The following is a 20999-nucleotide window of genomic DNA, read 5'->3' as shown; positions in this document are numbered from 1 at the left end:
ACCGCGAGTCAGGACGCCGACGGCGCCGCTTCCAGACCCGCCAGCTCCTCGCACAGGTGGTCCGCCAAACCGCGGACGGTGGTGATCTTGGTGGGGCTGATGCGCACGCCCGTCTCGGTTTCGATGCGGGTCCGCAGCTCGAGATTTCCCAGCGAATCCAGGCCGTAGTCGGATAGCGGGCGATCCGGATCGATTGTGCGCCGCAGCAAGAGGCTGATTTGGCCGGATACCAGCCGCCGGATCGCGGACGGCCATTCCTCGCGCGGCAACGCCTGCAGCTCGGCGAGGAACTTGCCCGTGTCCGGATTGCCCTGCCCCACCGACCCGAACGCCTCGGCGAAGCGGCTTCGTTGCGCGAAGGAGGTCAGCCACGGCGTGCCCATGATCGGCGCGTAGCCCGAGTAGGGGCGGTCGTAGCGCAGCAGCGTCTCGAATGCGCGAAAGCCCTCGGCCGGCTTGATCGCCATCCCGGCGCCGTCGGCGAGGGACGTCGCGCGGCCGACCTCTGACCATGCCCCCCACGCGATCGCGGTGCTCGGCAGGCCCTGAGCGCGGCGCCAATAGGCGAACGCGTCCAGCCAGCTGTTGGCCGCGGCGTAGGCGCCCTGCCCCGGCGAACCCACCAGCGCGGCGGCCGACGAGAAGGAACAGAACCAATCCAGCGGTTCGCCCGCGGTCGCTTGATGAAGGTTCCACGCGCCGTGCACCTTTGGCGCCCAGCACCGGTCGATGAGCTCATCGGTGACGTTCGTCAGCGTGGCGTCCTCGACGACGGCCGCCGCGTGCAGCAGCCCGCGCACCGGTAGCCCGGTGGCCGTCGCGCACGCCACCAGCCGTTCGGCGGTCCGCGGCTCGGCGATGTCACCGCACTCCACCGCGATATCCGCCCCGGCGGCGCGGAGGCGCTCGATGGCTTGGCGCGCTTGCTCGTTGGGTTGGGAGCGGGAGTTGAGCACGATCCGGCCGCAGCCCGCTGCGCCGCCGCGCGAAGCCATCTCCCCGGCCAGGAACAGGCCCAGGCCACCGATCCCGCCCGTGATGATGTAGGCGCCGTCGGTGCGGAACGGCCGGACCCTTTCCGGGGGCACCGTCGCCACGCTGGTGCCCGCGCGCGGCACGTCGAGCACCACCTTGCCGGTGTGCCCGGCGGAGGCGACCAGGCGCACCGCGGCGGCGGTGTCGTGGATCGGATAGCGGGTGCAGCGCGGCAACGGCAATTCGCCGGCCGCGGTGCGCTGGTACACCGTGGTCAGCAGGCGCCGAACGGTGTGCGGGTGGCTGACGGTCAGCAGCGCCAGGTCGACGGCGAACAGCGAGAGGTTGCGGCGGAACGGGAACAGCCCCAGACGGCTGTCGCCGTAGATGTCGCGCTTGCCCAGTTCGATGAAGCGGCCACCCAAGGCCAGCAGTTCGATGCCCGCCCGCTGCGCGGCGCCGGGCAGCGAATTGAGCACCACGTCGACCCCGTATCCGTCGGTGTCGCGGCGAATCTGGTCGGCGAATTCCGTGCTGCGCGAGTCGTAGACGTGTTCGATGCCCATGGTGCGCAACAGTTCTCGCCGCTGCGGGCTGCCCGCGGTCGCGAAGATCTCACAACCGACGGCCCGGGCGATCGCGATGGCCGCCTGCCCGACGCCGCCGGTGCCGGAGTGGATCAGCACCTTGTCCGTCGGGGCGATCCGGGCCAGGTCGTGCAGGCCGTACCACGCGGTCGCCGACGCGGTCGCCACCGCGGCGGCGTCTTCCAGCGGCACCCCGGCGGGCAGTGTCACCGCGTGCCGCGCGTCGGCGATGACGAAGGTGCCCCAGCAGCCGTGCCGGGACACCCCGCCGACGCGGTCGCCGACCTCGTGCTCGGTGACGCCCGGCCCGACGGCGGTGACCACGCCGGCGAAGTCGCCGCCTAATTGCTGCCGGTAGCCCTCGAACGTCGGATAGCGCCCGAACGCCACGAGCACGTCGGCGAAGTTGATGGTCGACGAGGTGACCGCCACCTCGATCTCGCCGGGTCCGGGCGGAACCCGGTCGAACGCGGTGAATTCCAGCGATTCCAGGTCGCCGGGGGTGCGGATCTCTAGCCGCATGCCGTCACGCTCGTGGTCGACGACGGTGGTGCGCCGTTCGGCCGCACGCAGCGGACCGGGCCGCAGCCGGGCGGTGTACCAGTGACCGTCGCGCCAGGCGGTCTCGTCCTCTTCGGAGCCGCTCTTCAGTTGCAGCACAAGCTTTTCCGGGCCGGTGGCGTCGTCGACGTCGATCTGGGTGGCGCTCAGATGCGGGTGCTCCGAATCGATCACCCGCATCAGTCCGCGCAGGCCGCCCTGCGCCAGGTTCGGCGCGTCGCCGGCTGTGACGCTCGCCGCGTTACGGGTCACCACGAACAACCGCGGCGATTCCCCGGGAAGATCCGAGAGTTCGCGGGCGATGGTCACCAGGTGCGACACGTAGTCGCGGCCGCGCCGGCGGCCCTGGGGGTCGTCCGGGTGGTCGCCGGGGGCCGCGGTCACCACGACGACGCCGGCCAGCCCCTTGAGGGGCCCGTGGCCGTCGGGGGCGGTCCGGCCGCCACCGGTCAGCAGCGAACGCAACTGTGCGGTGTCCACCGATCCGACGGGTGCCGTCGCGCATTGCGCCCCATCGGTATTCAGGGCTTCGGCGAGTTGTGCGGCCAGGCGGTCGTGGCCTTCGGCGGCGTCGGACGTGCTGAGCAGCAGCCAGGATCCGCGCTCGCTGTGCGCCGGCTCGGGCAGTTCGCGGGGCTCCCATTCGATGGTCAACAACCGCTCGTTGAGCAGCCGGTGGGCGTGTTCGCGTTCCGACGTGCCGCCGGCCAGCCGTAGCCCCTCGACGGTCAGCAGCACCGTCCCGGATTGGTCCAGCACGTCGATGTCGGCCTCGCACTCGCCGGGGCGCGAGGAGGTGACCCGGGTGAGGCAGTATTGCGCGTTGCGCGTCGAGTGGTGGTTGCGCAGCCGGCGCACCCCCACCGGCAACAGCAGAGCGCCGTCGCCGGCCTGTTGCACCTCCGGTGCGACGACCACGGACTGGAAGCAGGCGTCGAGCAGCGCCGGGTGCGAGCAGTAGGCCGACTGCTGCGAGCGGATCGCCCCCGGCAGCGCGACTTCCGCGAGCACCGTCGTGGTGTCCGCGTCGCCGACCAGCACCGCGGACAGACCCGAGAACGCGGGCCCGTACTGAATGCCGATGGCGTCGAAGGCCTTCCGCAACTCGGCGCCCTCCATGCGGGTCGGGTGATTGGCGATCAGCGTGTCCAGGTCGTGTGGGGGCGGCTCGGGTCCCGCATCGTCGGCGGCGACGCGCAGGACGGCGGTGGCGCGGCGGAGGCGTTCGCCTTCTTCGTGCGTGTCCACCGTGAAGTCGAGGGCCCCGGGCGCGGAGATCGTGGCGGTTGAAGAAGCCCACGTGTGGTCGGCCAGCAACAGCGTCCGCTCGAACGTGACGTCGCGCACCTCGGCGCGTTCGCCGAGCGCCGCGGCGGCGGCCGCGAGCGCCATTTCGCAGTAGGCAGCGCCGGGAAACGCTGCCACTCCGTGGATTTGGTGGTCGGCGAGCCACGGGTGGGCGTCGGTGCCGACCTCCCCTTGCCACACGTGGCGCTCGGGCTCCTCGCGCAGATGCACGTGCGCACCGAGCAGCGGGTGGACGGCCCGCAGCGAGGCTCCGTGCGCCCGCTCCACCGACTCGCGGCTCAGCAACAGCCGGCGATGCGTCCACGTCGGCAGCGGTGCGTCCACCAAACGCCCACTGGGGTATTGGACGGAGAAGTCCACCAGCGCGCCGGCGCTGTGCACGTTGGCGACCAAACCGCGCAAGCCAACTGGGAGCTGTCCCCCGCAAGCGGGTGGTGCCTCCGGCTCGCTTCTGCGCATGGCCGCGAGCGCGGCGATGGGCATGTCCAGGCTGGCGGCGTTCTGCTCGACAGCGTGGGTGAGCAGCGGATGCGGCGACAGCTCACCAAAGACGCGGAAGCCGTCTTTGAGGGCGGCTTGCACGGCGGCCGCGAATCGCACGGTGTGCCTCAGGTTTTCGGCCCAGTAGCCGGCGCTGAAGGACGGCCGTTCGCGTGGGTCCCACAGGGTGGCGGAGTAGTACGCGACCTCGGGGGCCGCCGGCCGCAGGTCCGCGAGCGCCTCGACCAGCTCGTCGAGGATCGGCTCCACCTGCGGTGAATGCGAGGCGACGTCCACCGCCACCTCGCGTGCCAGCACATCCTGCTCCTGCCATGCCGCGACCAGGTCGCGGATGGCCTGGGCCTCGCCGCCGACGACGGTCGACGTCGGCGAGGCGACCACCGAGAGCACGACGTCGGAGATTCCGCGGATGGACAGTTCCGAAAGCACTTGCTGGCCCGGCAGTTCCACCAATGCCATGGCGCCGCTGCCGGCGACCCGCCCCATCAGCCGCGAGCGGCGGCAGATCACCTTGACGCCGTCGTCGAGCGATAACCCGCCGGCGACCACGGCCGCCGCGGCTTCGCCGAGCGAATGGCCGATGACGGCGCCGGGGCGCACCCCGTAGGACTTCATCGTCTCGGCGAGCGCGACCTGCATGGCGAAGATCGTCGGCTGGACCCTGTCGATGCCGGTCACCGCCTGCGGCGCCGTCATGGCCTGGGTGACCGAAAACCCCGATTCGCCGGCGATCAACGGCTCGATGGCGGCGATCGTGGCGGCGAACACCGGTTCGGTGGCCAGCAGTTCGACGCCCATCCGCGGCCATTGCGAGCCCTGCCCGGAGAACACCCAGACCGGCCCGCGGTCGTCGTGGCCCACGGCCGGTTCGTACGGAAAATCGTTGCCGGCGACCGCGCGTAACCTCGCGCTCAACTCGTCAAAGGTGTTCGCGCACACCACCGTCCGTACCGGCCGGTGCGCGCGGCGGCGCGACAGCGTGTAGCCCAGATCCCGCAGGGCGGCGCCGCTGTCGCGGTCGGGACCGGCGCTGCGCTGCTCGTCGACCCAACTCGCGAGCCGGGCGGCCGTGACGCGCAGCTGCTCGGCCGACGTGGACGACAGCGCAAACAGCTGTGGCCCAACGGATCCGGGCGTGTCCGGATCATCGGGTGCCCCTGTCGGGGCGCCGGCTGGCGCCTGCTCCACGATGGCGTGCACGTTGGTGCCCGACATTCCATAGGACGACACCGCGGCGCGGCGCGGGTGAGCGGAGCCGGTGGGCCACGGCGTATTCGACTGCGGCACAAACAGGTCCGTCTCGATCCCGGCCATCTCATCGGGAAGCCGGGTGAAGTGCAGATTCCGCGGCACCACGCCGTGCTGCAGCGCGAGAATCGCCTTCATCAACCCCAGTGGCCCGGACGTCGACTGCATGTGGCCGAAGTTGGTCTTCACCGACCCCAGCACACAGGGCCCGTCGGTTCCGTACACGGCTGCCAGGCTGGAGAATTCGATCGGGTCGCCGACCGGGGTGCCGGTGCCGTGCGCCTCGACGTAGCCGATTGTCCTCGGGTCGATGTCCGCGACGCCCAACGCCTTTCGGTAAACGGCGATCTGGGCCGTTTCCGAGGGCGCCGCGATGTTCACGGTGCGGCCGTCCTGGTTGGCGGCCGTGCCGCGCAGCACCGCCAGGATGCGGTCGCCGTCGCGTTGCGCGTCGTCGAGCGGCTTGAGTAGCAGCATGACGCAGCCCTCGCCGGAGACGAAGCCGTCGGCCCGCACGTCGAAGGCGTGGCAACGGCCGGTCGGGGAGAGCATGCCTTGCAGCGAACCCGAAACGGACTTGCGTGGTTCCAGGGTCACCACCACGCCACCGGCCAGGGCGAGGTCACTTTCGCCGCCGGCCAGGCTGCCGCATGCCTGGTGGACGGCCATCAACCCCGACGAGCACGCCGTGTCCACCGTGACCGCCGGACCGTGCAACCCCAGCGCGTAGGCGACCCGTCCGGACGCGAAGCTGTTGCTGGTGCCGGTGAACCCGTATGGTCCTTCGGCGGCGCCGCAATCGGCGGACAGGAGTTCGTAGTCGCCGTGTGTCAGGCCGACGAACACGCCGGTCTGCGTCTGGGCCAGGGACCCCGGGGCGAGGCCGGCGTGCTCGACGGCATCCCACGACGTTTCCAGCAGCAGGCGGTGTTGCGGGTCGACCGCGATGGCCTCACGCTCGGTCATCCCGAAGAAGTCGCAGTCGAAGCCCCCGACGTCGTCGAGGAACGCCCCCCACCGGGTCACCGAGCGGCCGGGCACACCGGGCTCGGGGTCGTAGTAGCGGTCCGCGTCCCACCGGTCGGCGGGGATCTCGCCGACGAAATCGTCACCGCGCAGCAACGCTTCCCAAAGGCCCTGCGGGGAATCGATCCCGCCGGGAAGTCGGCAGGCCATCCCGATGACGGCCACCGGTGTGGCGTTCGCGGCACGCAAAGCGCAGTCCCCTCTTCCCATCCGACCACCCGTGAGCATCGGGCGCACCATCGCTTCTCACGCGGTCGGGCGTAATTGTGCAGGCGTCAGTTTACCCACCGGAGCCACGTCAGTTAGCGGGATTAAACAATTTCGTCCGCGGCGCCAGGGGGCCGCCGCGGCGGGCGGGAGCGTCGGGACAGAACGTTCGAAATACCTTGCTGTGCAGTGCGTTTCACACCGGCGCTAAGACTGGTCGGCTTGTTCGGGGGCCCCGGACTCGGCCTCCTTCGCCGGATCCTCGATGACCTGATAGGTCGGATCGACCATCGACAGGGAACGCTGGCCGGCCTGCCGGGCCTTGCCGCTGATCCGCAACAGTTGACCGGGCTGGATGTCGGCGCCCCCGCGCCCGGGGCGGAAGGTCACGGTGATCTCCCCGCTGCTGTCCCCGACGACGATCTCTCGCCGGGTTCGCCCGCGTTCGGCGACGTCTTCGACCTCGCTGACGCGTCCTTCGATGGTGGCGCGCTGCCCGGAGATCAGGCCGGCCACCATGATCACCGACGACGGCCGTTCGGGGTGTTCGTAGGCGTCGACCTTCTCGTCCTCGTCCTGAGAGACCCAGGCCTGGATCTTGTCGATCTCCTGCGCGATACGCTGTTCGAACGAGTCCGGGTAGGCCTCCCTGATCCGCGATTCCACGTCATAAGGCACGATCGTCGCCGCGGCGTCGGGGATGAGGCTGACGGCCTGGGCGACCTTGTCCGCGGTCCGGTCGTGCAACAGCCGCCCCAGCAGCGGCGCGAATGTCCGGCGCGGCAGGAGGACCGTCACGTTGGTGTCCGGATGCTCGTCGCGCGCCTTGGCGACCAGCAGCTGCGCCGACCTGCTGATCCGCCGGTCGGGGCAGTCCACGATCCGCAGTGGAGTGTCGAGACCGAAGTGGTCCCAACGGTTTCGCAGTTGCGTGGCGTGGGCGGGGTCGACCATGAAGTGCACGGCAACCAGTTCGTCGGCCCGCAGTCCCCGGCCGTAGCGCAACGCTTCGATCACCGCCAGGTCGACCGAGTCGACGAACACCAGCACCTTGTGCCGCGCGTACTTCACCAGTTCCGGGCGATCGGTGCGGAACATCTCGAGAATGGCGGCCTCGGCGCGGTATTCGCGGTTCAGCCGCGTCAGGACGAACACCAGCAGCGGAAACACGACGACCACCAGCCAGGCGCCCTCGGTGAACTTCGCCACCGCGAAGATGCCCACCACGATCGTCGACAGGATCGCCGCGGACAGGTTGATCGCCAGCCGGTGCCGCCATCCCGGTTCGCGATGCGTCATGTGGTGTTTGGTCATGCCGTAGCCGGCCATCGAGAATCCGGTGAACACGCCGATCGCGTAGAAGGGCACCAGCGCGTTGACCGAGCCGCCGGTCACCACCAGCAGCGCCACCGACAGCGTCGTGAGCGTGATGATCCCGTTCGAAAACACCAGGCGGTGACCGCGTTTCGTCAGCTGCCGTGGCAGGAAACGGTCTTCGGCGACGAAGCTGGCCAGGGCCGGGAAGCCGTTGAAGCTGGTGTTCGCGCCGGTGAACAAGATGGCCGCCGTCGAGGCCTGGACCAGGACGTAGAACACGTCACCGACCATGCCGTTGCCGTAGACGGCACGACCGATTTGCGACAACACCGACGGATATTCGGTCAAATACGGGGTGGCGTGGGTGACGTGGGCCAGGTAGGCGACCCCGGCGAGCAGGAAGCCCAGTATGCAGGCCATCGCGGTGAGCACCCGACGGGCGTTGCGGCCCTGGGGCTTTCGGAAGTAGTCGACCGTGTTAGAGATGGCCTCGACGCCGGTCAGCGACGAACCCCCGTTGGCGAATGCGCGCAACAACACCAGAATCGTCGCGCCCAGCACCAAGCCGTTGCCCTGATGAACCGGCACGGCCCCTGCCGTGTGCGCCGGGTCGTAGACCGGTAAACCCCCGCCGATTACGCGGACGACTCCGACCAGGATGGTCAGCGCGACCATGGCGATGAACGAGTAGGTCGCCACCGCGAACGGCATTCCCGCTTCCCGCAATCCACGCAGGTTCGCGTAGCAGATGATGAGCACCACGCCGACCGTGATCGCCAGGCTGTAGGGACCCAACGCGGGGATCGCCGAGACCACCGCGACCGTCCCCGCCGCCGATTGCACCGCGACGGTCACCACGTAGTCGATCAGCAGGGCCGCCGCGGCGATCTGAGCGACGCGGGGGCCGAAGTTGTCGCGCGCCACGATGTAGGAGCCGCCGGCCCGGGTGTAGGCCATCACCACCTGCCGGTACGAGGCGGCCACCAGCACGAGGATGAGCAGGATGACGCCGGTGATCGGAAGCAACAGGAGGAACGCCGCCAACCCGGCTTGCGGCAACAGTTCGATCAGGATCTGCTCGGGACCGTAGGCGACCGATGACACCGCGTCGGGCGAAAGCGCCCCCAGCGCAACGCCATTGGACAACTTCTCCGACGCGATGTCCTCGGTGATCAGTGGCTTTCCCAGGAACACACGCCTGGCGACGTCCCCGACCGAGAGCGGGATGCGCAGCTTGCCGGTCGAACTGCTCACAAGCACCGTCCTTACCCGAGGTTCAAGAACGTGAAACGCCTCCGAAGCATTGTGCACGTTCGGACCGCCCGCGGCGGCGCGCGCACGGCGGACGGTCAGGCGAGTCGGCGCACCGCGGCAGCGATCCGCTCGTCGCTGGCCGTCAGCGCAACGCGCACATGCTGTGCGCCGCGCGGGCCGTAGAACTCCCCGGGGGCCACCAAGATGCCGCGCTGCGCCAGCCAGGCGACGCTGTCGTGACAGGACTCGCCGCGGGTGACCCAGAGATAGAGGCCGGCTTCGGAATAGTCGACCGCGAAGCCGGCCGCGCGCAGGGCCGGCAACAGGGCGGCCCGGCGCCGCTCGTAGCGCTGCCGCTGTTGCAGCTCGTGCCCGTCGTCCTGCAGGGCGGCCACCATGGCGGCCTGCACCGGCCTCGGCACCATCATCCCGGCGTGCTTGCGCACGGTGAGCAGCTCGGCGACGAGGTCGGAATCACCGGCGACGAAGCCGGCGCGGTACCCGGCCAGCGACGAGCTCTTCGACAGGGAATGGATCGCCAGCAGCCCGGTGTGGTCGCCGTCGCAGACCGACGGATGCAGGATCGACAGCGGTTGGGCGTCCCAGCCCAAGCCGAGGTAGCACTCGTCGGAGGCCACCAGGCAACCCCGGTCGCGGGCCCATCCGACGACTTTGCGCAGGTGGTCGACGCCCAGGACCCGCCCGGTCGGGTTGCTCGGCGAGTTCAGGTAGTACAGCGCCGGCGATTGCGGGCCCAGCTGGGTGAGCGAATCCGCGCGCAGCACCCGCGCCCCGGCCAGCCGCGCACCGACGTCATAGGTCGGGTATGCCAGCTCGGGCACCACGATCATGTCCGCGGAGCCCAGGCCCAACAAGGTCGGCAGCCAGGCGATGAGCTCCTTGCTGCCGATCACGGGCAGCACGTCGGCCTCGGCCAGCCCGGTCACACCGAACCGCCGGGCCAGGGCTGCGACCGCCGCTTCGCGCAGCCGGGCGGTGCCCGCGGTGGCCGGATACCCCGACGCCGCGCCGGCCCCGGCCAGCGCCTCCTGGATGACCGGGGCGACCGGGTCGACCGGGGTGCCGACGGAGAGGTCGACGATCCCGTCGGGGTGGGCGCTGGCCCGCGCTTTCGCGTCGGCCAGCGTGTCCCAGGGGAATTCCGGCAGGGACGCCGACACGGCGGGCCGCCGCTTTTTGAGCTGGTGTGGCACCGGGTCGCTCAGTCGCCTTCGCCCTGCGGTGGCAGGTCCTTGACCACCTGCGGGTCGTTCTCGGTCATGCCGACCTTGGCGGCGCCGCCGGGCGATCCCAGCTCGGCGAAGAAGTCGGCGTTGATCTGCGTGTACTGGCTCCACTGGTCCGGCACGTCGTCTTCGTAGTAGATCGCTTCGACGGGGCAGACCGGCTCGCACGCGCCGCAGTCGACGCATTCGTCGGGGTGGATGTAGAGCATCCGGGCGCCTTCGTAGATGCAGTCGACCGGGCACTCCTCGATACAGGCCTTGTCCTTGATGTCGACACAGGGTTCGGCGATCGTGTACGTCACAGACGTCTCCTCCATGTACTACTCAATGTGGGCTGCTGTTCAGCTCGCACCGGCGCGTCCGTCCTCTTCCGGTGAAGCTTTCGGTTACTGATACTAGACGTTGCAGATACAGGTCAACCATTTGGCGCGCCTGTCGGAATACCGATTTAAGACTGACAGTCTCGGGGCCCGCACGCGGCCCCCGTTTCGCCAAGGGCGAACACTACGACCAACGCGCTGACCTGCGCAGAGTCTCGGCCCCGGGGTAGGCTTCGGTATCTGTTGCGTTGCAAGCACGCTCGCGGGGCCTGGTAATCTCATCGGAAGGACGGCAACCGCTGGGCAGATTTTCTCGCCGTAAGAGCGGTGCATTAACTGGGGAAGGTGTCCACACATGAGGGTGTCGTTGAGCAAATTGGGCGTTGCGGTTGGCAGCGCGGCAGTGGCGTTGACCGCCGCGGCCGGGATCGCTTCCGCCGACCCCACGGACGCGATCATCAACACCACCTGTAACTACGGACAGGTGATTGCGGCGCTCAACGCGACCGACCCGGCAGCTGCCCAGCAGTTGAACTCGTCGCCCGTGGCGCAGTCCTACATCCGCAACTTCCTGGCAGCGCCGCCGCCCAAGCGCGAGCAGATGGCCCAGCAGATCCAGGCCATGCCGGCGGCGCAGAAGTACTACAACACGATCAACCAGGTCGCGGTCACCTGTAACAACTACTGAGCCGATCGCTTCGCACGAAGCGGTTCAGTAGCCGCCGAGCAGGCGGCGCACGCGTCCCAATGTTTCCGGTCCGACGCGGCTGCGAATGCGTGACGGGTCGGCGGGCCTGCGCCCCCACAGCAGCAGCACCCGCGCGGCCGCATCGGTATCCAGGGTCGCCGGGCCGTCCGGCTCGGCGAACCCGATGGTGACCTGATCCGCGCCGGCCGTCAGAACGATGTCGTCGGTGCCCTCGGCCCGCAGCCGGGCGTCGATCCGCTCGCCGACCTCCAGCTGTCTGGCGCCTTTGGCCAGCAGCGGCTTGCCAACGGCGAGCACGCTGTGCGTCGTCATCCACGGTTCGGCCAGCCTCGCCTGGGCCGCGGGCTCGTCGCCGGTGATGTCCCAGCTGTGCAGGACGAGCTCTTCGCGCATGTGCTCGGCGAACCACGGCACCTTCATGGTGCGGCCGGTCCAGGCGACGTCGGTGTCGGCGGGCACCCCTTCGGCCGCCTCCGCGACGTCACCGAGGGCGGCCATCCGGTCCAGCAGCGCGTCCCACAGGTCCGCGTCGTTCAAGGCGCGCAACGGGCCCTCGCGCTCCTCGAACCCGCGGGTGGCCACCGGCTGGCCGGCGAGGTGGCCGCCGAGCACCCGGGCGAGTTCCTCGGCGTTTCCGGCCTGATGGACGACGATGTCGCGCACCGTCCAGGCCTCACACCAGGTTCCGGCGTCCGGGCCGTGCCGTTGCACGGCATCCGCGAATGGCCGCCACTCCGGGAACCGGTCGTCGTCAACTCGTCGCGTCACGGTGTCGGGTATACCCGTCGCGCCCGCCCGGCAAGCGGTCAGGCGGCCAACGGTGTGTAGTCGGTGGTGCGCTGGCGCGCCGGTCGCCCGATGCCCTCGGCGATCGCGGTCAGCTCGGCGACCGTCTTGGCCGACCCGTGTTCCGAACCGGCCATGCGCGAGATGGTTTCCTCCATCAGCGTGCCGCCCAGGTCGTTGGCGCCGCCGTTGAGCATCACCTGCGTGCGCTCGACACCGAGCTTGACCCAGCTGGTCTGGATCTGGGAGATGCGGCCGTGCAACATGATTCGCGCCAGCGCGTGTACGGCTCGGTTGTCGCGATGGGTGGGTCCGGGCCGGGCCGCGCCGGCCAGATACAGCGGCGAACTCTGGTGCACGAACGGTAGCGGCACGAACTCGGTGAAACCGCCGGTGCGGTCCTGGATGTCGCGCAGCACGTTGAGATGGCCCACCCAGTGGCGCGGGCTGTCGACGTGGCCGTACATCATCGTCGATGACGACCGCAGCCCGACCTCGTGCGCGGTGGTGACGATCTCGATCCACATCGACGTCGGCAACTTGCCCTTGGTCAGCACCCAGCGCACCTCGTCGTCCAGGATTTCGGCGGCGGTGCCCGGGATGGTGTCCAGGCCCGCCTCGCGCAGGCTGGTCAGCCAGTCGCGAACGCTCAACCCGCTCTTGGTCACACCGTTGGCGATCTCCATCGGAGAGAACGCGTGCACGTGCATCGACGGCACCCGCGCCTTGACGGCCCGGACCAGGTCGGCGTAGCCGGTGACCGGCAGCTCGGGGTCGATGCCGCCCTGCATGCACACCTCGGTGGCGCCCTCGACGTGCGCCTCCCAGGCGCGGTCGGCGACCTCGTCGGTGGACAGCGAATACGCGTCGGCGTCGCCCTTGCGCTGCGCGAACGCGCAGAACCGGCAGCCGGTGTAGCAGATGTTGGTGAAGTTGATGTTGCGGTTGACCACGAACGTCACGTCGTCACCGACGGTGTCGCGGCGTAACGAATCCGCCAGTGCGGCAACCGCTTCCAGCGCGGGACCGTCGGCGGTGGCCAGTGACAGGTATTCGTTGTCGCTGCACCCGGCGGGGTCGCGTTCCGCGGAGCGCAGCGCGGCAAGCACGTCGGTGTCCAGGCGTTCTGGCGCTGTGGCGCCCTGCGCGGCCAGCTCGTGGACGTGCGCCCGGATCGATTCCCAGTCGCCGAACGCGCTGTCGATATCGCTGCGGGTTTCGGTGTTGCGGCCCTCGCTGTCGATCGCCGCGTTGAGGTCGACCCGGCCCACCGAACCGACGTCGTCGGGCTCCTGCCACGGCAACCCGACCGGGTTGACGTCACGGGCCAGGCCGGTCGCCGGGTCGGCCAGCGCCGCCACGTGTCCGGACACCCGCGGGTCGATCCAGGCCGCGCCGCCCTGCACGTATTTGGGTTGCGCGGTCAGCCGCTGGACCAGCTCGTAACCGGCTTCGGCGGTGACGGCGGCCAATTCGTCCAGGGCCGGCCACGGCCGCTCCGGGTTGACGTGGTCGGGCGTCAGCGGCGAGACACCGCCCCAGTCGTCGACTCCGGCGCCGACCAGCGCCAGGCACTCCTCGCGCGAGACCAGGTTCGGCGGCGCCTGGATACGCATCCCCGGGCCGAGCACCAGCCGCGCCACCGCCACCGTCGCCAGGTAATCCTCGATGCCGGCGTCGGGGACCGCGGCCATGGCGGTGTGTTCCTTGGCCCGGAAGTTCTGCACGATCACCTCTTGCACATGGCCGAACTCCTTGTGCGACTTGCGGATCGCGTGCAAGGTGTCGGCGCGTTCGGCGAGTGTCTCGCCGATGCCGACCAGCAGGCCGGTGGTGAACGGAATCGACAGCCGGCCCGCATCGGTCAAGGCGCGCAACCGGACCGCCGGATCTTTGTCCGGGCTGCCGTAGTGCGCAAGCCCTTTCGTCTCGAACAGCCGCCGCGAGGTCGTCTCGAGCATCATGCCCATCGACGGCGCCACCGGCTTGAGGCGGGCCATTTCCGACCAACTCATCACGCCGGGGTTCAAGTGCGGCAACAACCCGGTTTCCTCGAGCACCCGGATCGCCATCGCCCGCACGTAGGACAGCGTCGAATCGTAGCCCCGTTGACCGAGCCACTCACGCGCCTCCGGCCACCGATCCTCCGGCCGATCCCCCAGCGTGAATAGCGCTTCCTTGCAACCGAGTTCGCCGCCGCGGCGGGCGATGTCGAGGATCTCGTCGGGTTCGAGGTACATGCCGGCGCCCTGGGCGCGCAGCTTGCCGGGCACGGTGACGAAGGTGCAGTAATGACAGGTGTCGCGGCACAGATGGGTGACCGGGATAAAGACCTTGCGGGAGTACGTGATCGGCAGCCCGCCGCCGGGGCCGCGCCGTCCGGCCGACTCCAGGCCCGCGTCGCGCACCCGCGCCGCACTCGCGCACAGGTCGGCCAGATCCGCGCCGCGCGCGGTCATCGCGAGCGCCGCCTCGTCGACGTTGAGTGCAACGCCATCTCGGGCCCGCCGCAATACCCGTCGCAGCGCCGACGCGTCGGCCCTCGACGCACTGGCCTTCGCCGGAATCGGTGGATCAGGCAAAGCGGTAGGCTCCTCGCCCGGAGTCAACAGCACCTTGGTGTAACTTCCCCACGATCGATTTTCATCCGTGCGTCCCAACATGTGAATTCGTGACACCCATGGCGGGTCCCGTATGGGCAACAGTCAACAGTAGACCCACGCCCGTAGGCGCAAGCGGGCGACATCCCGGCCGAAATGTCCACTCGCCACAGGCCGAGATCAACCGCCGCGGCCGCGCCGCCACAGCACCCAGACCGGCGGCACGACGCCGAGCACCAACAGCAGCAGGGCCCCGTAGGCCATCAGGCCGCGACCACCCAGGATGACGTCGTCGGCCGGTCCGCCCATGCTGATCACCGCCACCGTCAGCAACCACGTCCACAGCGGCAGCGCCGCCAACCGGGGTGACCGGGTCCACCGCCCCGCGGCCCACACCAGGGCCGCGTTGACCAGCCCGGAAATCAATCCGCTGAGGGGAAACGGAACCGTCCCGATATAGAAAGGCAGCAGCAGGGCCCCGGCTAGTGCGGACAGAACCCCATCGACCGCCAGGAGGGACAGGACAACGAAACGGATCGCGGGGTCTGTGGCGCCGCCGTCCTCGACGGACGCGACGCGAGGCTGGGTGTCGGTCAGGTCGGAACGCTGTCGATGTTGGAGAGTATCGAGCCGATAACCCACTGCAGGCTGTCGAGCCGGTCCTGCCAGTGCTGCTGATTAGGGTCCAGGTCGGGGTCCATGCGAATTCCTTCCGTGGCTGCCTGTTTGGCAGCCTACCGCGTACGGGTCGCGGTCAGATCGAGCCCTGCGAGCAGATCCGTCTCCCAGCCACGCCCGTCGCGCTCCCCCGCGTCGCCGGCGGCCAGGACGTAGTGCTCCTCCCCCACGATCGGCAGGGCCACGTTGTTGGACAGGGCGCAGGCGCGACCGGTGGGCCCGACCACCACTTGGGTGGCGTGCGCCGCGAGCGCCGCCCGCTTGGCGGCCAGCGCATCCTCATCGGTCTCGACGACGGCGTCGATGTCGCCGTCGTCGTATCCGAACGTGAACTCCTCTTCGGACGGGAGCGACCACTCCGGCCGCAGATCCTCGGGCGTCAGCGCGGCCAGGCCGGCCTCGAACGCCCGGGTGGAAAAGACCGACCAGTAGAACTTCGGCACGGCCCACGGCTCGCCGGGAAACGTGGCAGCGCCGCCCGACGAGCCGGCCGCCGCTACGGCCGCCGTCGTCACCGTGTGCGCGTGCACGTGATCGGGATGGCCATAGCCGCCGGCCGGGTCGTAGGTGACGACGACGTGGGGGCGCTGCTCGCGGATCAGGGCCACCAGCGCGCCGACGGTCTCGCGCTCGTCGGCGTCGATGAATCGTTGCCGGTGCCGCGTGGGGGTGCCGCGCATGCCCGAATCGCGCCACCGGCCCGCGCCGCCGAGATAGCGGGGTCCACCGACCCCGAGCGCCCGCAACGCGGCGGTCAATTCGCCAATCCGGTAGCCGCCGAGCTGGTCGGCGCGATCGACGGCGAGTTCGGCCCACCGATCGCCGATCACCTCGCCCTCCTCGCCGAGCGTGCAGGTGACCACGCGGACGTCGGCGCCGCGGGCGGCGTAGTGGGCGATGGTGGCGCCGGTGCCGAGGCTTTCGTCGTCGGGATGTGCGTGGACGAACAGCAGCCGCGGCGTCTCAGGCATGGTCGGCACCCTACCGACAAGCAGCAGATAGGAACGCGCACGGCTACTATCAAGAAATGCCTCAGCTCACGGACGCAGACCGGACCGGCAGCCGGAGCCGCCGGCGAGGCGAGGTCCTCGAACGCGCCCTCTACGAGGCCACCCTGGCCGAACTGACCGAAGTCGGGTACGGGAGCCTGACCATGGAGGGGATCGCGGCGCGCGCCCACACCGGCAAGGCCGCGCTCTACCGGCGCTGGGACACCAAGTGCGAGCTGGTGCACGCCGCTTTGGTTTTCGCGCTGCCACCGGTGCCCGAGCTGCGGTCCGGCCGCTCGGCCCGGGAGAACCTGCTGGCGATGTTCACCGCCCAGCGTGACCTGCTGGCCGGAAAGACCGCCTTCCCCAGTTTGGACGTCATCCATCAGCTCCTGCACGAACCCGAGATGCGGGCCATCTTCGCCGATGCCGTGGTGCGCCCGCGCCTGCAAATCGTCGAATCGATCCTGCAGGCCGCCGTGGACGACGGCGACCTCGATCCGACGGCCATCACGCCGCTGACCGCCCGGATCGGCTCGGCGCTGATCAACCAGCACTTCCTGCTGAACGGGTCGCCGCCGAACCGGCGCGAGCTGGCCCTCATCGTCGACACCGTGATCCCGCCGCGGGCGTCGCGCCCGCCCGCCGACTGAGGGCGGTTACGGCCCGGTCTTGATCCACTGGCCGGCGTCGCCGACGATGCCGACCGGAACCGCTCCGGACAGGCTGACGTTCTGCACGCTCGGTCCGGCCGCGACGATCGTGGTGTCCTGCAGGATCGGCAGCACCGTGGACATGTTCCACAGCCGCGGTTCGACGGCGGTGATGACGTCGTTGATGCTCTTGGTGCCGTTGAGGGCGGCGTCGATGTTCGACTGGACGCTGCGATCGCAGATGCCGGTGAGGTTCGACGGCGCCTGCACCAGGGCGTTGGGATCCGCGGGGCGGCTGGGTGGGGGCGCCGACGTCGGTGTCGCGGTCGTGGTGCCTGGCCCGGTCGACGGCGGGGGCCCGGCGGGAGCGGACGAGACCGGCGTCGTCTCGCCGGTGGACGGGACCTGGGTCGATTGCAGCGCGGGACAGCCGTAGCGGGAGGCGAGCCGGGTGGCCAGGTTGCCGCCGGCCTGATGCCAGCCGACGATCGCGTCCACGCGGCCGTCGTTCAGCGCGTCGCGGTAGAGGGTGACGGGGTCCAGCGCCAGCACGGTCGCGGCGATGCCGACGTTGCGCAACTGGTCGGCGGCGGTGTTGGCGACCGCCACCGAGGTCGGGTCGTTGGCCGCCACCCCGATCGCCAGCGACAGCTGTTGGCCGTCCTTGCTGATCCGGCCGCGGATGACCTCGGGCGGCCCGGTGTTCGCCGGGGTCGGCGCGGGGGAAGCCGACGTGTTGGGTTCGACCCGGTATCCGGCCCCCTGCAGCAGGCTCAGCGCGGCCGCCGTCGTCATCGCCGGCGGCGCGGTCGGCTCGTAGCCGGGGTCGCTCGGCGCGCGGATCTGGGCCTGATCCAGCGTGACCGTGTTGTCGCTGCCCGCGCCGACGGCGGCGAGCAGGTCGACGTCGAGCAACCCCAGGATCGCCTTACGGACTTGCGTGTCAGACAGTTTGGGCTCGTTGGCCCGCAGCGTGAGCTGCATGACCCGCGGCGTCACGATCCGGGCCGTGCGGACGTCGGGAATGGCGGACAGCTGCGCGAAGGCCGCCGAGCCGCCATGGACCTGGGCCACCTGGGTGTCGCCGTTGCGCACGGAGTCGGCCAGGGCGGCGGGCGCCCCCGCGCGCCGGAAGAGGATGAGCGCGGGTTTGGCCGGCGGCCCCCAGTAACGGTCGTTGCGGGCGACCAGGATCTCGTCGCGCTGCGGGTCGATGCTCTCCACCCGGAACTGCCCGCCCGTGACCGGAAGGGCCCGGGCCAGCCCGGCCGCGAATCCGCCGGGCACGTCCTTGACGATGTGCGCCGGAAGGATGTTGCTGAACAACTCCTTCCACGCCGGATACGGCTGGGCGAAGGTCACCACCGCCTGCTTGCCGCCCTCCAGCGACTGCACGCCGGTGATGAGGTCATACCCGGCCGGGTCGACGACCCCGGGCTGGCTGACCATCTGGCGCCACAGGTACCAGAAGTCGTCGGCGGCAATCGGGGCGTTGTCGGTCCACTGCGCCTCCGGCCGGATCTTGTAGGTCACCGTGAACGGGTTCTGGCTGGTCACGTCGGCGGACACCAACAGCGTCGGGTCCATCTCCCAGCGCGAGCCCGTGGGCGCGGCGGTGTCCGGAACCGGCCGAAAGGCGCTGGGCAACACCAACGCGCTGATCGCCGCGTTCACCGGGGACAGGTCGGACAGCAGGTGCGGATTGAAGCCCGCGCCGATCGAGTCGATGCCCATGATGATCTCGCTGACCCGGGGCGGCGGCGGCACCGAGTTGTGCGGCGTGTCGGTGCTCTGCGGCGCCGGCGGCGGATTGACCGTGCACGCCGAAACCACCAGCCCGACCAACGAGACGAGGCCGCCGAGCACCATGATCAAGCGGCGGACGCGTCTCGGCACGCTGATCAGGGTAGCGAGCAGCCGCGCGGCGGCCCGGCCGACCACCGAAGGTCAGCTCCGGGCCTTGGCGCGCGACCGGCTGCGCGCTCGGGCGGTGGCGTCCAGCTCGACCTTGCGCACCCGCACGATCTCCGGGGTCACCTCGACGCATTCGTCTTGCGCGCAGAATTCCATGGCCTGTTCGAGGTCGAGCTCGAGCGGCTTGGCCAACGTCTCGATGACATCGGCGGTGGACGACCGCATGTTGGTCAGCTTCTTCTCGCGGGTGACGTTGATGTCGAGATCCTCTGCGCGCGGATTGATTCCGACGACCATGCCCTCGTAGGTGTCCTGGCCGGGCTCGACGAAGAACTGGCCCCGGTCGGCGAGCTGGATCATCGCGAACGGCGTGATGGTGCCCGCGCGGTCGGACACCAGCGACCCGGTGTGGCGGGCCCGGATCTCCCCCGCCCAGGGGCGGTACCCGTCGAACACGGCGTTGGCGATGCCGGTGCCGCGGGTCAGCGTGAGGAAGTCGGTGCGGAAGCCGATCAGCCCGCGGCTGGGCACGATGAAGTCCATCCGGACCCAGCCCGCCGCGTGGTTGGTCATCTCCTCCATGCGGCCCTTGCGGGCGGCCATCAGCTGGGTGATGGCGCCGACGAACTCGTCGGGGCAGTCGATCGTCATCGCCTCGAAGGGCTCGTGCAGCTTGCCGTCGATCGTGCGCGTCACCACCTGCGGCTTGCCGACCGTGAGTTCGAAGCCCTCCCGGCGCATCTGCTCGACCAGCACGGCCAGGGCGAGCTCGCCGCGGCCCTGCACCTCCCAGGCGTCGGGCCGGTCGATGTCGACGACGCGGATCGACACGTTGCCGACCAGCTCGGCGTCCAGCCGGCCGCGGACCATGCGCGCGGTCAGCTTGTGGCCGGAGACCTTGCCCGCCAGCGGCGAGGTGTTGGTGCCGATCGTCACCGAGATCGCGGGCTCGTCGACGGTGATGCGCGGCAGCGCGTGGGCGTGGTCGGGATCGGCCAGGGTGTCGCCGATCATGATCTCGGGAATCCCGGCCACCGCGACGATGTCGCCGGCGACGGCCTCGTCGGTGGCGCTGCGCTCGACGCCTTCGGTCGCCAGCAGCTCGGTGATCTTGGCGCTGGTGATGACGGGCAGCCCGTCGACCTCGCGCATCCAGGCGACCTGCTGGCCCTTGCGCAGCTTGCCGTTGTAGATGCGGATCAGGGCGAGCCGGCCGAGGAACGCCGACGCGTCGAGGTTGGTGACCAGCGCCTGCAGCGGGGCCTCGGGGTCGCCCGACGGCGCCGGGATGTGTTCCATCAGCACGTCGAAGAGCGGGTCGAGGTTCTCGCCGGCGGGCACCTCGCCGTCGGCGGGCTGCTCGGTGCTGGCGATGCCCGCGCGCCCCGACGCGTACAGCGTCGGCAGGCCCAGGGCGTGCTCGGCCGCCGCGGCGGCCTCGTCGTCCAGGTCCGACGCGACGTCGAGCAGCAGGTCGTGGCTGGCGTCGACGACCTCGGCGATGCGCGCGTCGGGCCGGTCGGTCTTGTTGACGACCAGGATCACCGGCAGGTGGGCGGCCAACGCCTTGCGCAGCACGAACCGCGTCTGCGGCAACGGGCCCTCGGACGCGTCGACGAGCAGCAACACCCCGTCCACCATAGACAGCCCGCGCTCGACTTCCCCGCCGAAATCGGCGTGGCCGGGGGTGTCGATCACGTTGATCACCGTGACGCTGCCGTCCGGGTGATGACGGTGTACCGCGGTGTTCTTGGCCAGGATGGTGATGCCCTTTTCCTTCTCGAGGTCACCGCTGTCCATGATGCGTTCCTGGGTGTCGTCACCGCGGTGGTGCAGCGCGCCCGACTGCCGCAGCATCGCGTCAACCAGGGTGGTCTTGCCGTGGTCGACGTGGGCGACGATGGCGACGTTGCGAAATGACACGTCGGAGATTGTGGCAGCGGGGGCCTTTCAAAGCGAACTGGCAGGTCGCCGGCCGGCGGCGTTTGAGTGTGCGTCAGCGGCGTTGAGTGTGCGCTTGCGGCGCGACGGATCGGCGTGTCGCCGGCGTGGCTTCACAACCAGCGCCGACGTTGCACACCGAACGGCGAGGCGGGGCCTGCGCGCGCCTTGGCCGTCG

Annotated in this window: 12 protein-coding genes; 2 read left to right on the top strand and 10 right to left on the bottom strand. The window is 70.0% G+C overall.

What is annotated here, in order from left to right:
• Positions 1-8 precede the first annotated feature (8 nt).
• The 4 genes from pks2 to fdxA form a co-directional block, all read right to left on the bottom strand.
• Positions 9-6395, bottom strand: coding sequence for a type I polyketide synthase (gene pks2, locus W7U_RS02590; protein ID WP_008254540.1), 6387 nt, complete (start codon positions 6393-6395; stop codon positions 9-11).
• A gap of 225 nt (positions 6396-6620) precedes the next feature.
• Complete coding sequence (locus W7U_RS02585; protein WP_008254538.1) at positions 6621-8984, bottom strand: amino acid permease; 2364 nt, start codon at positions 8982-8984, stop codon at positions 6621-6623.
• Positions 8985-9079: 95 nt separating this feature from the next.
• On the bottom strand, positions 9080-10165 hold the full coding sequence (gene dapC, locus W7U_RS02580) for a succinyldiaminopimelate transaminase (RefSeq protein ID WP_008254535.1): 1086 nt from the start codon (positions 10163-10165) through the stop codon (positions 9080-9082).
• A 41-nt stretch (positions 10166-10206) separates the two neighbouring features.
• Positions 10207-10533 (bottom strand): ferredoxin, encoded by a 327-nt coding sequence (gene fdxA / locus W7U_RS02575; RefSeq protein WP_007773662.1) that lies wholly within the window; start codon positions 10531-10533, stop codon positions 10207-10209.
• Positions 10534-10906: 373 nt separating this feature from the next.
• Here fdxA and W7U_RS02570 point away from each other — a divergent pair, with 373 nt between their 5' ends.
• A complete protein-coding gene (locus tag W7U_RS02570; RefSeq protein WP_008254522.1) occupies positions 10907-11239 on the top strand; it encodes a hemophore-related protein in 333 nt (110 codons plus the stop codon).
• Positions 11240-11263: 24 nt separating this feature from the next.
• On the opposite strand, the gene W7U_RS02565 is transcribed toward W7U_RS02570, so the two are convergent.
• The 4 genes from W7U_RS02565 to mshB form a co-directional block, all read right to left on the bottom strand.
• A complete protein-coding gene (locus W7U_RS02565) occupies positions 11264-12028 on the bottom strand; it encodes a maleylpyruvate isomerase N-terminal domain-containing protein (RefSeq protein WP_014941440.1) in 765 nt (254 codons plus the stop codon).
• A gap of 38 nt (positions 12029-12066) precedes the next feature.
• Entirely contained in the window at positions 12067-14658 is a 2592-nt protein-coding gene (locus W7U_RS02560; protein WP_162130208.1) for a bifunctional FO biosynthesis protein CofGH, read from the bottom strand.
• Positions 14659-14826: 168 nt separating this feature from the next.
• Positions 14827-15288, bottom strand: coding sequence for a hypothetical protein (locus tag W7U_RS02555; RefSeq protein WP_008254516.1), 462 nt, complete (start codon positions 15286-15288; stop codon positions 14827-14829).
• 92 nt (positions 15289-15380) lie between these two features.
• Positions 15381-16295, bottom strand: a complete 915-nt coding sequence (gene mshB / locus W7U_RS02550) for an N-acetyl-1-D-myo-inositol-2-amino-2-deoxy-alpha-D-glucopyranoside deacetylase (protein ID WP_008254515.1) — start codon at positions 16293-16295, stop codon at positions 15381-15383.
• Between the two features lie 56 nt (positions 16296-16351).
• Between mshB and W7U_RS02545 the strand changes: the two genes are divergently transcribed.
• On the top strand, positions 16352-16966 hold the full coding sequence (locus tag W7U_RS02545; protein ID WP_008254512.1) for a TetR/AcrR family transcriptional regulator: 615 nt from the start codon (positions 16352-16354) through the stop codon (positions 16964-16966).
• 6 nt (positions 16967-16972) lie between these two features.
• Here W7U_RS02545 and W7U_RS02540 read toward each other — a convergent pair whose 3' ends face one another.
• Entirely contained in the window at positions 16973-18868 is a 1896-nt protein-coding gene (locus tag W7U_RS02540) for an ABC transporter family substrate-binding protein (protein WP_162143689.1), read from the bottom strand.
• Between the two features lie 45 nt (positions 18869-18913).
• Positions 18914-20803, bottom strand: coding sequence for a translational GTPase TypA (gene typA, locus W7U_RS02535; RefSeq protein ID WP_008254509.1), 1890 nt, complete (start codon positions 20801-20803; stop codon positions 18914-18916).
• Positions 20804-20999: the final 196 nt, after the last annotated feature.

Origin of the sequence: Mycobacterium sp. H4Y (assembly GCF_000364405.1) — a bacterium.
Classification (GTDB): Bacteria; Actinomycetota; Actinomycetes; order Mycobacteriales; family Mycobacteriaceae; genus Mycobacterium; species Mycobacterium intracellulare.
The sequence above is the reverse complement of the archived record's forward strand: the minus strand, read 5'-3'. Positions and strand labels throughout refer to the sequence as shown.

Excerpts from the sequence above, each read along its gene's own strand:
- mshB (WP_008254515.1), bottom strand. The coding sequence starts at position 16,295 with ATGCCTGAGACGCCGCGGCTGCTGTTCGTCCACGCACATCCCGACGAC.
- W7U_RS02545 (WP_008254512.1), top strand. The coding sequence starts at position 16,352 with ATGCCTCAGCTCACGGACGCAGACCGGACCGGCAGCCGGAGCCGCCGG.
- W7U_RS02570 (WP_008254522.1), top strand. The coding sequence starts at position 10,907 with ATGAGGGTGTCGTTGAGCAAATTGGGCGTTGCGGTTGGCAGCGCGGCA.